This window comes from Pseudomonas sp. AC169 (assembly GCF_979258515.1).
In genome coordinates this window covers 2,540,850-2,555,822 of record NZ_OZ409866.1, presented here as the reverse complement: position 1 = coordinate 2,555,822, position 14,973 = coordinate 2,540,850, and the positions used below count along the sequence as shown (strand labels likewise).

At 59.9% G+C, this 14,973-nt stretch carries 12 protein-coding genes; 6 read left to right on the top strand and 6 right to left on the bottom strand.

Going from position 1 to position 14,973, the window contains the following annotated elements:
- Positions 1 to 2 precede the first annotated feature (2 nt).
- From ACZZ0G_RS11650 to ACZZ0G_RS11625, 6 genes are all read left to right on the top strand, one after another.
- Complete coding sequence (locus tag ACZZ0G_RS11650) at positions 3 to 779, top strand: DeoR/GlpR family DNA-binding transcription regulator (RefSeq protein WP_064116539.1); 777 nt, start codon at positions 3 to 5, stop codon at positions 777 to 779.
- A gap of 2 nt (positions 780 to 781) precedes the next feature.
- Positions 782 to 2,614 (top strand): glutamine--fructose-6-phosphate transaminase (isomerizing), encoded by a 1,833-nt coding sequence (gene glmS / locus ACZZ0G_RS11645; RefSeq protein WP_463556231.1) that lies wholly within the window; start codon positions 782 to 784, stop codon positions 2,612 to 2,614.
- 212 nt (positions 2,615 to 2,826) lie between these two features.
- Positions 2,827 to 4,026, top strand: a complete 1,200-nt coding sequence (locus ACZZ0G_RS11640; protein WP_463556230.1) for a Fic family protein — start codon at positions 2,827 to 2,829, stop codon at positions 4,024 to 4,026.
- Positions 4,027 to 4,036: 10 nt separating this feature from the next.
- Entirely contained in the window at positions 4,037 to 4,963 is a 927-nt protein-coding gene (locus ACZZ0G_RS11635) for a LysR family transcriptional regulator (RefSeq protein ID WP_463556229.1), read from the top strand.
- Between the two features lie 105 nt (positions 4,964 to 5,068).
- On the top strand, positions 5,069 to 5,695 hold the full coding sequence (locus ACZZ0G_RS11630; protein WP_463556228.1) for a glutathione S-transferase family protein: 627 nt from the start codon (positions 5,069 to 5,071) through the stop codon (positions 5,693 to 5,695).
- A gap of 45 nt (positions 5,696 to 5,740) precedes the next feature.
- Positions 5,741 to 7,771 (top strand): pyridoxamine 5'-phosphate oxidase family protein, encoded by a 2,031-nt coding sequence (locus tag ACZZ0G_RS11625; protein ID WP_463556227.1) that lies wholly within the window; start codon positions 5,741 to 5,743, stop codon positions 7,769 to 7,771.
- 76 nt (positions 7,772 to 7,847) lie between these two features.
- On the opposite strand, the gene ACZZ0G_RS11620 is transcribed toward ACZZ0G_RS11625, so the two are convergent.
- Genes ACZZ0G_RS11620 through ACZZ0G_RS11595 form a run of 6 tightly spaced genes read right to left on the bottom strand, consistent with a single transcriptional unit; the run spans position 7,848 to position 14,971 of the window.
- Positions 7,848 to 8,978, bottom strand: a complete 1,131-nt coding sequence (locus tag ACZZ0G_RS11620; RefSeq protein ID WP_463556226.1) for a glycosyltransferase family 4 protein — start codon at positions 8,976 to 8,978, stop codon at positions 7,848 to 7,850.
- Entirely contained in the window at positions 8,979 to 10,109 is a 1,131-nt protein-coding gene (locus ACZZ0G_RS11615; protein ID WP_463556225.1) for a glycosyltransferase family 4 protein, read from the bottom strand. It abuts the gene before it with no gap.
- Positions 10,093 to 11,469, bottom strand: a complete 1,377-nt coding sequence (locus tag ACZZ0G_RS11610; RefSeq protein ID WP_463556224.1) for a glycosyltransferase family 4 protein — start codon at positions 11,467 to 11,469, stop codon at positions 10,093 to 10,095. The genes ACZZ0G_RS11615 and ACZZ0G_RS11610 overlap by 17 nt, the downstream gene beginning before the upstream one ends.
- On the bottom strand, positions 11,466 to 12,731 hold the full coding sequence (locus ACZZ0G_RS11605; RefSeq protein ID WP_463556223.1) for an ABC transporter ATP-binding protein: 1,266 nt from the start codon (positions 12,729 to 12,731) through the stop codon (positions 11,466 to 11,468). Before ACZZ0G_RS11605 ends, ACZZ0G_RS11610 begins: the two co-directional genes overlap by 4 nt.
- Positions 12,731 to 13,528 (bottom strand): ABC transporter permease, encoded by a 798-nt coding sequence (locus ACZZ0G_RS11600; protein ID WP_463556222.1) that lies wholly within the window; start codon positions 13,526 to 13,528, stop codon positions 12,731 to 12,733. The genes ACZZ0G_RS11605 and ACZZ0G_RS11600 overlap by 1 nt, the downstream gene beginning before the upstream one ends.
- Entirely contained in the window at positions 13,529 to 14,971 is a 1,443-nt protein-coding gene (locus tag ACZZ0G_RS11595; protein WP_463556221.1) for a mannose-1-phosphate guanylyltransferase/mannose-6-phosphate isomerase, read from the bottom strand. It lies immediately after the preceding gene.
- Between the last annotated feature and the right edge of the window lie 2 nt (positions 14,972 to 14,973).

Below are 14,973 nucleotides of genomic sequence, written 5' to 3'. Positions count from 1 at the left end.
CCATGTCGAAACGCAATACGCCGCAACGCCGTCACAATATTCTCGCCTTGCTCAACGAGCAGGGCGAAGTCAGTGTGGATGAACTGGCCAAGCGCTTCGAAACCTCCGAAGTTACGATTCGCAAGGACCTCGCCGCGCTGGAAAGCCATGGCCTGTTGCTGCGCCGTTACGGTGGGGCGATCACCATGCCGCAGGAACTGGTCGCGGAAACCGCGCAGAGCGTTTCCAAATACAAGCAGGCAATCGCTCGTGCGGCGGTAAAACGCATCCGCGAGCATGCGCGCATCATCATCGACAGTGGCAGCACCACCGCCGCGATGATCCCCGAACTTGGCCAGCAGCCAGGACTGGTGGTGATGACCAACTCCCTGCACGTCGCCAACGCCCTGAGCGAACTCGAACACGAACCGGTGCTGTTGATGACCGGCGGCACCTGGGATCCGCATTCGGAATCCTTTCAGGGCCAGGTTGCCGAGCAAGTACTACGCTCTTACGACTTCGACCAGTTGTTCATTGGCGCCGATGGCATTGATCTGGTGCGCGGCACCACCACCTTCAATGAACTGCTCGGTCTGAGCCGAGTGATGGCGGAAGTCGCGCGGGAAGTCATTGTCATGGTCGAGGCCGACAAGATCGGTCGCAAGATTCCCAATCTGGAACTGCCGTGGAGCAGCGTCCATACCCTAATTACCGATGATCGCCTGCCTATCGATGCGCGCGATCAGATACAAGCCCGCGGTATCACCGTGATTTGCGCGGCTGTCAGTCAGGAGAAATAAGCATGTGTGGAATTGTCGGCGCAGTTGCTGAACGTAATATCACCGCCATCCTGCTCGAAGGCCTCAAGCGCCTGGAATACCGCGGCTATGACAGCGCCGGTGTCGCGGTCTTCACCAACGACGAAACACTTGAGCGTATGCGTCGCCCGGGCAAAGTCAGCGAACTCGAAGCAGCGCTGGCCGAACACCCGCTGGTTGGCCGTCTCGGCATTGCTCACACCCGTTGGGCCACGCACGGCGCGCCTTGCGAGCGTAACGCTCACCCCCATTTCTCCGGCGACATCGCGGTGGTGCACAACGGCATCATCGAAAACCACGAAGCCCTGCGTGAACAACTGAAAGCGCTGGGTTACGTGTTTACGTCGGACACCGACACAGAAGTCATCGCCCACCTGCTCAGCCACAAACTCAAGGATCAGCCAGACCTGAGCGTCGCTCTCAAGGCGACGGTCAAGGAACTGCACGGTGCTTACGGTCTGGCCGTGATCAATGCCAAACAACCGGATCGTCTGGTCGCCGCACGCAGTGGCAGCCCGTTGGTGATTGGTCTGGGTCTGGGCGAGAACTTCCTCGCGTCTGACCAGTTGGCGCTGCGTCAGGTCACCGACCGCTTCATGTACCTGGAAGAAGGCGATATCGCCGAAATTCGCCGCGACAACGTGCAGATCTGGGACGTCAACGGCAACGTTGTCGAGCGCCAGACCGTGCAGTACAGCGACGGTGCCGAAGCCGCCGACAAGGGTGAATTCCGCCACTACATGCTCAAGGAAATCCACGAGCAACCGGCCGTTGTACAGCGCACCCTCGAAGGTCGCCTGAGCAACGATCAGGTGTTGGTGCAAGCCTTCGGCCCGCAAGCCGCCGAGCTGTTCGCCAAAGTGCGCAATGTACAAATCGTCGCCTGCGGCACCAGTTATCACGCCGGTATGGTTGCCCGTTACTGGCTGGAAGAACTGGCCGGCATCCCATGCCAGGTCGAAGTCGCCAGTGAATTCCGCTACCGCAAAGTGGTGGTGCAGCCGGACACCCTGTTCGTGACCATCTCGCAGTCCGGCGAAACCGCCGACACCCTGGCTGCCCTGCGCAACGCCAAAGAGCTGGGCTTCTTGGCCAGCCTGGCGATCTGCAACGTCGGCATCAGCTCGCTGGTACGCGAATCCGATCTGACCCTGCTGACCCAGGCCGGCCGCGAAATCGGCGTCGCCTCGACCAAAGCCTTCACCACGCAATTGGTTGGTCTATTGCTGCTGACCCTGTCGCTGGGTCAGGTGCGCGGCACCTTGGCCGACGGCGTTGAAGCGCGTCTGGTCGAAGAACTGCGTCGCCTGCCAACTCGTCTCGGTGAAGCACTGGCCATGGACAGCACCGTGGAAAAAATCGCCGAGCTGTTCGCCGAGAAAAACCACACCCTGTTTCTCGGTCGTGGTGCGCAATTCCCGGTGGCGATGGAAGGTGCCCTGAAACTCAAGGAAATCTCCTACATCCACGCCGAAGCCTACCCGGCCGGCGAACTGAAACACGGCCCGCTGGCGCTTGTTGATAACGACATGCCGGTGGTCACCGTGGCGCCGAACAACGAACTGCTGGAAAAGCTCAAATCCAACCTGCAGGAAGTCCGCGCACGTGGCGGCGAACTGATCGTGTTCGCCGACGAAAAAGCCGGGATGACCAACGGCGAAGGCACCCACGTGGTGCAGATGCCGCACATCCACGACATCCTCTCGCCGATCCTCTACACGGTTCCGCTGCAGTTGCTGTCGTACTACGTTGCGGTGCTCAAGGGCACGGATGTGGATCAGCCGCGTAATTTGGCGAAGTCGGTGACGGTGGAGTAACGGTTTTTGCACGAGAGCGCGAGATTTCGCGCTCTCGTGTAGGACATTGGAATCAGACTCTCACTTCTGCGTTTTCCTCTCGCAAAAAATTCGCAAAATAATCCGCGAATTACCTCAGTATGGGAAACCTCCTACAGGACTACAAGCTAGGTAAATATAGGCCTTGAGCGTATTCTTGAATCCGCAGATAAATCCGCGATTCAGGAGGTTGAATGTGTGCTGAAACAGTCTTGGGAACCCATTGGCTTGAGCCGCTTATGCCGGTATTTCCGAATGAAATACTGCATTTGGCTGAGCAGGTGCCGTTTCAGACTGGGAAGCTCAGTGCGATGGTTTCTCCCCCTATGCTGCAGCGGGTCGGCGGGTTACTTCGGGTAACCAGCAGTTTTTACAGTAACTTGATTGAAGGCCAGTTCACCGAGCCGGTGACTCTCGCCCCGACGTCTCCCAAACGGCAACGCAAGGAACTGACCGAACTGGCGATGACGCACATCGGTACGCAGCAGGCTTTCGAGCGCGCGTTGTCAATGCATAAGAGCCTTTCTTGGGAAGCTCTCTTCAGTCCGGCGTTCGTTACGCGTTTGCACAAAAGACTCTTCTACGGAACCCGCGAAGATCAATTGATGTTGAGCGACGGTGGCCACTTGGTGCCCGGCGAATTGCGCGATGTGAGCGGACGAGACGTTCTGGTCGACGATCATGCTGCACCACCCTGCCAATCCGTGGGTCCGATGCTCGCTCGAATGCAGAACGTGTACGGGCGTTTGCCGGATGCGCGGAGTCGATTGCTTTCGGTGATGGCGTATCACCAACGACTGGCTTGGGTACATCCATTTATCGATGGCAACGGGCGAACCATCAGGTTACTTACTCATCTTCAACTGCAAAAACTTGGGCTGGTCTCACCTCTCTGGTCGTTATCTCGCGGTCTCGCTCGACAGCAGGGAACGTATTACGCCCGATTAGCCAATGCCGACAAATCCCGCCGCGGAGATCTTGACGGTCGTGGTCAGCTGACTCAAGCAGGCTTGTTCGAGTTTGTCGGCTTCATGTTGGAAACCTGTCTCGACCAGATGCGTTATACCGAACGGGCGCTGAACATATCGAATATGCGCGAAAGGTTGCACAGCATTTTTGTGTGGCACGAGCGAATCAAAATCGCCGGAATCAAGCCTGAGGCTGCGCGGGCATTGCATGTTCTGCTGACTCAGGGAACGTTGAGTCGAGCCGACTTCAAGATTTTCACCGGACTGTCGGATCGCGTAGCCACGGATCAGTTGAAAGGCTTGGTTCAGTTGGGGTTGGTCGAAAGTGCGACACCGAAAGCGCGTGATCTTTATCCAGGTTTACCGATCTGGTTTGCTCAGTTGTTGTTCCCGGATTTGCACCAGCGGATGAACGCTGCGACGTAGGAGTCAAGGAATGGACCGCTTCCAGGAAATGCACATCTTCACCACCGTCGCCCAGGAGCAAGGCTTCTCTGCTGCCGCGCGGCGCTTGGGTTTGTCTGCGGCCAGCGTCACCCGGGCGGTGGCGGCGCTGGAGTTGCGCATCGGTACGCAGTTGCTGATTCGCACCACGCGCAGTGTGCATTTGAGCGAAGCGGGGCAGCGTTACCTGGAAGACTGTCGGCGGATCCTCGCCGAGGTGCAGGAAGCGGAGGATTCGGCGGCGGGCAGCCATGCCCAGCCGCGTGGGCAATTGACGGTGACGGCGCCGGTGTTGTTCGGTGATTTGTTTGTGACGCCGGTGATGGCGAGTTATCTCGCGCAGTATCCGGATGTCACGATCAATGCCGTCCTGGTCGATCGGATCGTCAACATGGTCGAGGAGGGCATCGATGTCGCGGTGCGCATCGGCGATCTGCCGGACAGCAATCAGCATGCGATTCGGGTCGGTGAGGTGCGTCGGGTCATTTGCGGCTCGCCGAAATACTTTGCCGAGTATGGTCGACCGCTGCATCCCCACGCGTTGGCGGGGGCGCCAGTGGTGGCGACTTCAGCGATCGGGCAGCAACGCAACTGGCCGTTTCTCGACGGTGGCGAACCGCTCAGTGTGCGTCCTGAGCCGCGTCTGATCGTGACCGCCAATCAGGCTGCGATTACAGCAGCTTGCACGGGCTTGGGTTTGACCCGGGTGTTGTCCTATCAAGTGGCGAGTCAGGTTGCCGCCGGCACACTGGAAATAGTGCTCGCCGAATTTGAACTGCCGCCGCTGCCGATCCACGTCGTGTATCAGGGCGGGCGCAAGGCGCCAGCGCGGATCCGCAGTTTTGTCGATTTCACGACAGAGGCTTTGCGCGAACATCCGGCCTTGAAAAATGCGGCGTTATTGCACTCAGTGAAATAATCGATTGCGTTTGCTGGTTATTCTGTTGTTTTCGCGATCAGCGCAAGATGGCCTCCATCGGCGCTCTCATCCCCGCAGCGGCGCCACTGTTCAGCGGAGTCGACCATGCAAGCGATCAAACTCTACAACTTTCCACGTTCCGGCCACGCCCACCGTGTCGAGCTGATGTTGTCCCTGCTGCAATTGCCGACCGAGCTGATCTTCGTCGATCTGGCCAAGGGTGAGCACAAGCAGCCGGCGTATCTGGCGATCAACAGTTTTGGCCAGGTGCCGGCCATTGATGACGACGGTGTGGTGCTGGCCGACTCCAACGCGATTCTGGTGTACCTGGCGCAGAAATACGGCCACGGTCGTTGGCTGCCAGCCGACCCGGTCGGCGCCGCGCGGGTACAGCGCTGGTTGTCGGCCGCCGCCGGGCCGATCGCTTTTGGTCCCGCCGCTGCGCGATTGGTCACGGTGTTCGGCGCACAACTGAATGCCGAAGAGGCGATCACCCGTGCGCACAACCTGCTCAAGGTGATGGATATCGAGTTGGGCAAAACTTCGTTTCTTGCCAGTGACGAACCGAGCATTGCCGATGTTTCCGCCTACAGTTACATCGCCCATGCACCGGAAGGCAACGTGTCGCTGGACGACTACGGCAACGTTCGCGCCTGGCTGGCCCGGGTTGAAGCCTTGCCCGGCTTCGTCGGCATGCCGCGCACTGTCGCCGGTCTGCAAACCACCGCCTGATTTTCGCAATCCACACTGTGCCGACGGTGCAGGGGAGAAGTCGTGATGGAACGTTCACCGTGGCACGCTGGCGAGCAACAGTTACAGGCCCATGTCGGCGTTGCCGAACGTATGGAAGCCTTCGGGCGTAAGGTGATTCGCACCTGGATGCCGGATCAGCACCGTGAGTTCTATCAGCAATTGCCCTTCATGCTGTACGGCGCAGTCGATGCAGATGGGCGGCCGTGGGCCAGTGTGCTCGAAGGCGCGCCGGGATTTGCCCATTCGCCGGATCCCGAGCATCTGCATTTCGCCAGCCAGATCGCTGCCGATGACCCGGCGCAACTGCGCAATGGCGAACCGATCGGTTTGCTCGGCATCGAGTTGCACACCCGCCGGCGCAATCGCCTCAACGGCCATGTCGGCAACCTCAGCGCTGAAGGTTTTGATGTCAGCGTTGATCAGGCCTTCGGCAACTGTCCGCAATACATTCAACTGCGCCAGTTTCAACGTGTGCCGCTGACGGATCCGCAGACCCGCCCGGCCGAACATCTGCACGGTCTCGATGACGCAGCCACCGCGCTGATCGCTGGCGCCGATACGTTCTTCGTCGCCAGTTATGTCGATGCCGGCGGCCAGCGTGCGGTGGATGTTTCCCACCGTGGCGGCCAGGCCGGTTTCGTACGAGTGGAAGGCAATCGTCTGACCATCCCTGACTTCGCCGGCAATCTGCACTTCAACACCCTTGGCAATTTGCTGCTCAATCCCAAGGCTGGCTTGCTGTTCATCGACTTTTCCACAGGTGATGTGCTGCAACTGAGCGGGCGTACCGAGATTCTTCTCGATGACCCGCAGATCGAAGCTTTTCAAGGTGCGGAGCGGTTGTGGACATTTGAAGTAGAGACAATGGTTCGGCGCCCGGCCGCACTGGCGTTGCGCTGGCGCTTTGACGGCATGTCGCCGACCAGTCTGTTGACCGGCAATTGGGCCGAGGCGGATGCGCGTTTGCAGGCGCAGGCGCTGGGCAACCAGTGGCGGCCGTTGCGCTTAGCGAAGATCGAAGCAGAAAGCCGCAGCATCCGCTCAATCTATCTGGAGCCCGCCGATGGCGCCGGTTTGCCGGTGTTTCTCGCCGGCCAGCATTTACCGCTGCGTTTCACGATCGATGGCCAGGTGCATATCCGCACCTACAGTCTTTCGAGTGCGCCATCGGATGGTTTTTTCCGGATCAGCGTCAAGCGTGAAGGGCTGATTTCGTCGCACCTGCATGAGCAAATTCGTGTCGGCGATGTACTGGAGGCGCGGGCCCCGCAAGGGCATTTCACGGTCGCGCCACTGGAACACAGACCGCTGGTGCTGCTGGCCGCCGGTGTGGGAATTACGCCGTTGCTGTCGATGCTGCGCGAGGTGGTGTACCAAGGCTTACGGACTCGGGGGATTCGTCCGACGCTGTTGCTGCAGAGTTCGCGCAGTCTGGCGGATCAGCCGTTTCGCCAGGAGCTGGATCGTCTGCTCGAAACGGCAGGCGACTCTGTACGAGTCCTGCGCTTGCTCAGTCAGCCGGAAGCTGATCTGCAAGAGGGCGAGGATTTCGATGTGCGCGGGCGCATCGACGGCGCAGTGCTGAGAAACCTGCTGCAAGCCGAGGATTTTGATCAGCTCGACTTTGTGCTCTGCGGCCCGGGTGGTTTTACCCAAGGGCTGTACGACACCCTGCGCGAGCTGGATGTGCGCGATGCGCAGATCCATGCGGAAACCTTCGGCCCGTCGACGCTGAAACGTCAGGCCGATCCGGATGCGATCGTGATCGAGCAAGCGCCCGCAGCAACCACGTCGGTTCCGGTGGTGTTCGAGCGCTCGGCAAAAGAGGCGCGCTGGCAGCCCGATGGTGGGAGTTTGCTGGAGCTGGCGGAAAGCCGCGGATTACGCCCGGAGTTCAGTTGCCGAGGCGGTTCGTGCGGCACCTGCAAGACCCGGCTGGTCAGCGGTGCGGTGAATTATCCACAGGTGCCGGCGGATTTGCCGGAGGCGGGGCATGTGCTGATTTGTTGCGCGGTTCCGGCGCAAAGCACGCAGCCTTTAGTGCTGGATCTGTAATTCCGAACCGACCACAAATACCCTGTGGGAGCGAGCCTGCTCGCTCCCACAGGTGGTATGCGTTGCAAAACAGGGATCAGGCGTAAGACAGCGATTTCTCTTCCAGCAATTCCTGATAAAGCTCCGTCCACTTGCGCCCCATGTCATCGGCTGTGAATAACTGCCGATAACGCGCTTCGGCCTTCACCCCCATGGCGGCGGCGCGCACCGGGTCTTCCCACAGCGTGCGCATCGCTTCACGGAATGCCTGTGGATGACTTGGCGGCACTACCAGCCCGGTTTCGTTGTGGATATTGATGTAGCTGGTGCCGGTGCCGATCTCGCTGGAGATCATCGGTTTGCCATACATCGCGCCTTCCAGCAGGGAGATGCCGAAGGCTTCCGAGCGCAAGTGCGAAGGGAAGACGATGGCGTAGCTCAATTGCAGCAGCGCGACCTTGTCTTCGTCACCCAGGCGTCCGAGGAAATGAATATTGCGCAGGCCCAGGGCCTGCGCCTGAGCGTGCAACTCCAGTTCCAGCGGCCCGGCGCCGACAATGACCACGGGATAGTCCACGTCTTTCAGGGCCTCGAGCAGAATGTGCAGGCCTTTGTAGTAACGCATCACGCCGACGAACAGGAAAAACTTATCCCCAAGCTGCTGGCGCCAGCGATTCATCCGCTCGGTTTCAGGCTGTGGATAACCGGCCTTGTTCAAACCGTAGGGAATCACTCGAGTCTTGTCCTGAAACTGCTGCAGCACATCGCTGGTGTGCAGGTAATTCGGCGAAGCGGCAACGATGCGGTCGGCGCTGGCGAGGAAGCGGTTCATCAGTGGCCGGTAAAGTTTGAGCAAGTGCTTCTGACGAATGATGTCCGAGTGATAGGTCACCACGCTGGGTTTGTTCATCGCACTGGCGAAATGCACCAGGTCCATGAACGGCCACGGGAAGTGGTAGTTGACCACATCCGCCTCGGCCGCCATCTCGCGAAACTGTTTGAACACGCTCCAGGAAAAACCGGTGGAGGCGAATTGAATATCGAGTTTGGCCCGGTGTACTTCGTGCTGACCCAATTTCACCACGGGCGGTGTCGGGTCAGCGCTGAGCGTCAGCACCTGGCCGTCGATGCCGTGCTGGGCGCCGCTTTCGCACAGTTGGAAGATCACTTGCTCAATGCCGCCGACCGAGTCAGGCAGGTACGTCTTGAAAAAATGAAGAACTCGCATTCAACCTCCCATGGCCTGGCGGTAGGCACCGGCCGTGGCCTGTGCACAACGCTCCCAGGAAAAAAGCCGTGACTGCTGCAACCCGGCTTCTTGGCATACCTGCCAATGCGCTTGATCGTCGATCAGTCGGCTCAGCGCATCACGCAGGCCTTCTGCATCGTCAGCTTCAATATAGTTGCCCGCCGCGCCGGCGACTTCCGGCATCGCTGAAGAACGCGTGAGCAGCACCGGTGTGCCGCTGGCCATGGCCTCCAGTACCGGCAGGCCAAAACCTTCATACAGCGACGGAAAAATCAGCGCCCGGGCGCCGGCCAGCAGTTGCGCCACCTGTTCATCAGGCAAATAACCGAGCAGGCACACATGCCCGCTGGCCAGAGCTTGGCGCAAGGGTTCGCTGAACTGTTCGCGCTCCCACCCGGCCATGCCAACGATCAGCAGTGGAAAGCGCTGACGCACTGCCTCGGGCAACAAAGCATGGGCGCGCAGGGCCAGACCCAGGTTCTTGCGCGGCTCCAGCGTGCCCACGCACAGGAAATACTCCCGCGCCTCGACCGCGTGCGCTTTGAGCACCGCGTCAATGGCGCTCGCCTCACGCGGATGAAAGCGCGCGGCGACGCCCAGTGGTGCCACCACAAAACGCTCGGCAGGCAGACCGAAATACGCTTGAGCCTCGTCGGCAATCGCTTGCGAGTCGGTGAGAATCACCTGCGCCTGTTGCACACCCTGAGCCAATCGACGCTCGATTTCCTTGAGCCGTGCCGGTGGCTGGGTCTCGGGAAAATGCAGGTGAGTCAGGTCGTGCAGGGTGATCACGGTCGGGCCGTCGAAGGCCAGCGGCCACAGGCTGGGTTCGTGATAGAGGTCGATCCCTTGCGCGCGGCCCTGATCGAAGCGTTTCTGCTCCAGCCAGCGACGCGCCTGATAGGCCCCGGGAATCTGCCGTAGCAGTGGCGTCAGGCGCGAGTAACCGGGCATCGCCGCTTGCGGCAGTGCCGAGCTCCAGCCCCAGCCGTGGAACAGCGTCACGTCAACATCGGGCTCGTTGCGCAAGGCGTTGACCAGTTCGGCAACGTAATGGCCGATGCCGGTGCGCGGTGCCTGGAGAATGCGTGCGTTAAGAGCAATGCGCATGCTGGCTCTCAGGGGCAGGCAACGATGCATTCAAGTTGCGCTCAATACGCTCGACCAATTGCGCGCTCGCTTCGCGCCAGCTCAGCCAGCGCCATTGTTCGAGGCTCAGCGCTGCCGGAAACTCGCCGGAGCGCTCCATGCCGGTCACCAGATCGGTCAGACTCTGTGGATTCGCCAGGTCGAAATACGCCATGTAGTCGCCGCCGATCTCGCGGAACACCGGGATGTCGCTGGCCATGGCCGGTAATTGGCGTTGCATGGCTTCCACCAAAGGCAAGCCGAAACCTTCGACATGGGACGGAAACACCAGCGCCGTGGCGTGAGAGTAGGCGTGTTCGAGACTTTTGTCCGAGAGCGAGTTGTACATGAACAAACGCCGGTTCAGCTCGGGATGCTGGCGGATTCGTTCGATCAGTGCGTCGCACTTCCAGCCAATCTTGCCGACGATGCACAACCGCGCTTTCGATCCGGTTGCCCAGGCGAGCTCAAACGCCTCGAGCAGGTACGCATGATTTTTGCGCGGCTCGATGGTACTGACCATGAGAAACACCGGATCCTTGGTCTGGAACATGTCCAGCAGGTCACGGTCGACCTTGGCATCGGCCTCGCTCAAGTCCAGTTCGGAGCCGAGGTGGAAATAATCAAACCAGCGCTGTCCGACCTGTTGCGTGCCGATCCGGCGCAGCATTTCCTGGCGCACCTGATCGCGGATGGTGGTCGAGATGGCGACATAACCGTCGGCGGTGCGCGCGATCCAGTCGAACCATTCGTTGAACACTTTGACCAGCCCGGCATCGCAAAACTGCGGATGGGTCAGGGGGATCAGGTCGTAGATCACCGAGATGATGCCCACGCCCTCACGCTTGAGTTGCTCGGCGAGGGGGAAAAAGTTGGCGTGCCAGGACGAGTCGAGCAGCACCAGTTGATCGCCGGCGCGGTGGGCGAGCGGGATGCAGCGCTCGGGAATTTGTTGGCCCTTGAGGACTCGTTCGAGCAGGCGCATGGGCAAGCTGAGACAGGCGAATGCCGTGAGTCGGCAGCCGACGTACAGCACCCGCCGGGTGAAATGCGACTGGTTGAACGGCCAACGCCGTTCCACGGCTCGGTGACGCAGCCAGAAGGCGTTGGCCCATTGTTCCAGTTTCACCCGCAGGCCCATCAGGTCGAGCTTCGGGGACTTCAGCGGCGCCAGACTTTTAACTTCATACAAGCCGCCATCGATCATCACCACCGGGATGCATTCGAGGGTTTCGTCGGCCGCCGGCAACTGCTGAATGACGTTGCGTACAACACGTTGAATGCCCGAGTTGGCGGAGGGATGTTCGAAAACGTAAGTGCACTCCACCAACAATCGTGTCATCGCAAGATCTCCGTATCAGGCGTTTTTACAAGGTTTTCAGTGGAACGGGTGATTTCAGTCCGGGCCTGCAGCCATGAGCAGCCGACAAAGTCTTCCTGGCGATTGTTGATCACGTGGAAGATCAAACCGTAGTCGCGCCACTCGAAGTTGCGATCCAGGTGCGAGTCCAGACGTGACAGGCTCAGTGCCACTGAGTAGTTGCCCTTGCCCAGACGCATGTCGAAAGCGAAACGAAAGGTCACGCGTTCGCCGGCGCTCAGCTCGGTAATGGCTTTGTCGAGGCGATGGGTGTTGATGCCGTAAATGGCCTGGCCCAGACGATCCTTGATCATGAAGCCGAGAATCAGCCGCTCGATGTCTTCACGAATTTCGGTCTGCACTTCCAGCACCACAGGTTGACCGACCTCCGCGACTTCCAGGCTGCGGCCCTGCGCATCGAGCAGGCGTACGCTGAGAATCCCTGCTTCACCGGTGCCGGAAATGGTTTGTATCTGGCCATTGGCGAGCATCTCCTGGCGCACCGTCTGGCCTTCGCGCTTGGCCAGCATGGCGTTGTAGTAGTCCATGACTTCTTCGGGTTTGCCACGCATGGCCAGACGCCCGTTCTCCAGGAGAATCGCGGTGTCGCAGATCGATTGAATGGCCGAGCGGTCATGGGACACGATCAGCAGGGTCGTGCCGGCTTTGCGGAAGCTGCGGATGCGCTCGAAACTTTTATGCTGGAAATACGCATCGCCCACTGACAGCGCTTCGTCGACGATCAGGATGTCCGGACGCCGCGCGGTCGCGACGCTGAACGCCAGGCGCATCTGCATGCCGCTGGAATAGGTGCGCACCGGGTGATCGATGGCGTCGCCGATTTCGGCAAAGCTTTCGATTTGCGGCATCAACGCCTCGATCTCTTCGACCTGCATGCCCAGCAACTGACCGGCCATGACCGCGTTCTGCCGACCGGTGAAGTCCGGGTGAAAACCCATGCCCAATTCCAGCAACGCGGCCACGCGGCCTTGCAGATGGATCTGTCCACAGGTTGGCTGGGTGGTGCCGGTGATCATCTTCAGCAGGGTGCTTTTGCCCGCGCCGTTGACGCCGACGATGCCAACGGCTTCACCGGGTCTGATCTCGAAATCGACGTCCTGCAAGACCCAGTGCAGGTGATGGCGGTTCGGCGAGAACGGCACCAGCCATTCCAGCAAGCGGCTCCAGCGATTCGGATACTGTTTATAGGCTTTGCCCAAGCCTGTTACGCGGATGTGTCCCATCAGAGTTCGTCCACCATTTCACCGACACGCTGACGGAACATACGCAGCGCCATGGCGCAGAGCAGCAGACCGATGATCAGCAGCGGTGTCAGTGACGACCACTGCGGCCATTGGTTGTAGAGAAACACGTTCTGGTAGCTGGTCATCAGCGCCGTCATCGGGTTCAGGCTGATGATGTACTGGATGCCTGAGGGCAGGATCGACAGCGGGTAGACGATCGGGGTCAGCCAGAACCAGAACTGCAGACAAATGCCGAACATCTGCCCGACATCGCGAAAGAACACATTGAGAATGCCGAGCAGCATCCCCAGCCCGGCGGCAAAGATCACTTGCACGATCAACAGCGGTATCAGCGCCAGCAGGGCCATGCCGGGCAGGCGGCCGCTGATCAGCAGAAAGCCGAAGAACAGCCCGAGGATGATCGCAAAATTGATGCCGGCGTTGAGCAGGGTAATCACTGGCAGGCAAATGCGCGGGAAGCTGATTTTCTTCAGCAGGTTGGCGTTTTCCAGAAACATGCTCTGGCTGCGTGTGGTGATTTCCGCGAACAGACCCCACGTCAGCAGGCCGGCGCAGAGATAGACGCTGTAGGCCAGACCATCCTCCACCCCCGGCAGACGCGCGCGCATGATCTGGGAGAAGATCACCGTGTACACAACGATCATCGACAACGGGTTGAGTACGGTCCACAGCGCGCCGAACAACGAGTTGCGATAACGTGATTGAAACTCCCGCTTGACGCTACCGAGGATGAATCCGCGATAACTGCGCATTGAGCGGTACAGGGAAAGCAGCATTCAAACCGTCCTGCCGTATTGGTCTTCGAAGCGAACGATGTCGTCCTCTCCCAGGTATTCGCCGCTTTGTACTTCGATGATCACCAGATCGATCACCCCGGGATTTTCCAGGCGATGGCGGTGGCCGGCAGCGATGAATGTCGATTCGTTTTTCGCCACCAGATGGGTGCCGGTACCGTTGTTGGTGACCTTGGCCATGCCTTCGACCACCACCCAGTGTTCGTTGCGGTGATGGTGCATTTGCAGAGACAGCTTGCCGCCGGGCTTGACCACAATGCGCTTGATCTTGAAGCGCGGGCCTTCCTCGAGCACGGTGTAAGTGCCCCATGGCCGACTCACCGTGCGATGCAGACGGTAGGCTTCGTGGGATTTGTCCTTGAGCTGCTTGGCCACCCGTCGCACGTCCTGCGCACGATCAGCGTGGGCGACCAGTACGGCGTCGGCGGTGTCGATGACGATCAGGTTGTCCACACCGACGGCAGCCACTAGCCGACCTTCGCTTTGAACGAAGTTATTGTGGCTGTCGATGAAAATCGCTTCGCCGCTGGCACGATTGTTATCGGCATCGGCCGGAACCAAAGCCGCGACGGCGCCCCACGAACCGATGTCGCTCCAGTCGAAACCGGCGGGCACGACGACGACTTTTTCCGAGCGCTCCATCAAGGCGTAGTCGATGGAGATGTCGGTGATTTCAGCGAACAGTGTCGACGACAGTTCCTGTTGCAGACAACCGACCGTTTCGATCGGCGCGCTGGCGGCCATGCAGGCGCGGGTCTGCTCCAGCAGTTCAGGTGCATGCAGTTGCAACTCGGCCAGCACACTTGCGGTGGTGAAGCAGAACATGCCTGAGTTCCACAGGAAATTGCCGCTCTCCAGATAATGCGTGGCGGTTTGCAGGTCGGGTTTCTCGACGAAGCGCTGCACTTTCGCCGCGCCTTTGGCGTCTAGCGGGGCGCCGGTCTCGATGTAGCCGAAGCCGGTTTCCGGCGCCGTCGGGATCACGCCGAAGGTCACCAGATAACCGTCTTTCGCCAGATTGACCGCGTGTTCGACGGCACTTTTCAGCGCGTCCTGATTGACGATCAAATGGTCGGCCGGCATGACCACCATGATCGCGTTATCACCGTGCAGCGCTTGCAGCGACAACGCCGCCGCCGCGATGGCCGGGGCGGTGTTGCGGCCGGTCGGCTCCAGCAGGAAATGTCCGCGATGACGCGAGACATGGGCGGCGCAATAGTGATCCTTGCTCTGGAAGTAGTACTCGCGGTTGGTCACCGTGACGATATCGCCCCAGCCGTCCAGCAACGCGGCGGCACGCTGGTAGGTCTTGCCCAGCAGCGACTGGCCGTCGGGCAGGGTCATGAACGGCTTGGGATGGCCTTCGCGGGACACCGGCCACAAACGGGTGCCGGCACCGCCGGACAGAATCACGGGGATCAGCATGG

Excerpts from the sequence above, each read along its gene's own strand:
- ACZZ0G_RS11650 (WP_064116539.1), top strand. The coding sequence starts at position 3 with ATGTCGAAACGCAATACGCCGCAACGCCGTCACAATATTCTCGCCTTG.
- glmS (WP_463556231.1), top strand. The coding sequence starts at position 782 with ATGTGTGGAATTGTCGGCGCAGTTGCTGAACGTAATATCACCGCCATC.
- ACZZ0G_RS11640 (WP_463556230.1), top strand. The coding sequence starts at position 2,827 with ATGTGTGCTGAAACAGTCTTGGGAACCCATTGGCTTGAGCCGCTTATG.
- ACZZ0G_RS11635 (WP_463556229.1), top strand. The coding sequence starts at position 4,037 with ATGGACCGCTTCCAGGAAATGCACATCTTCACCACCGTCGCCCAGGAG.
- ACZZ0G_RS11630 (WP_463556228.1), top strand. The coding sequence starts at position 5,069 with ATGCAAGCGATCAAACTCTACAACTTTCCACGTTCCGGCCACGCCCAC.
- ACZZ0G_RS11625 (WP_463556227.1), top strand. The coding sequence starts at position 5,741 with ATGGAACGTTCACCGTGGCACGCTGGCGAGCAACAGTTACAGGCCCAT.
- ACZZ0G_RS11620 (WP_463556226.1), bottom strand. The coding sequence starts at position 8,978 with ATGCGAGTTCTTCATTTTTTCAAGACGTACCTGCCTGACTCGGTCGGC.
- ACZZ0G_RS11615 (WP_463556225.1), bottom strand. The coding sequence starts at position 10,109 with ATGCGCATTGCTCTTAACGCACGCATTCTCCAGGCACCGCGCACCGGC.
- ACZZ0G_RS11610 (WP_463556224.1), bottom strand. The coding sequence starts at position 11,469 with ATGACACGATTGTTGGTGGAGTGCACTTACGTTTTCGAACATCCCTCC.
- ACZZ0G_RS11605 (WP_463556223.1), bottom strand. The coding sequence starts at position 12,731 with ATGGGACACATCCGCGTAACAGGCTTGGGCAAAGCCTATAAACAGTAT.
- ACZZ0G_RS11600 (WP_463556222.1), bottom strand. The coding sequence starts at position 13,528 with ATGCTGCTTTCCCTGTACCGCTCAATGCGCAGTTATCGCGGATTCATC.
- ACZZ0G_RS11595 (WP_463556221.1), bottom strand. The coding sequence starts at position 14,971 with ATGCTGATCCCCGTGATTCTGTCCGGCGGTGCCGGCACCCGTTTGTGG.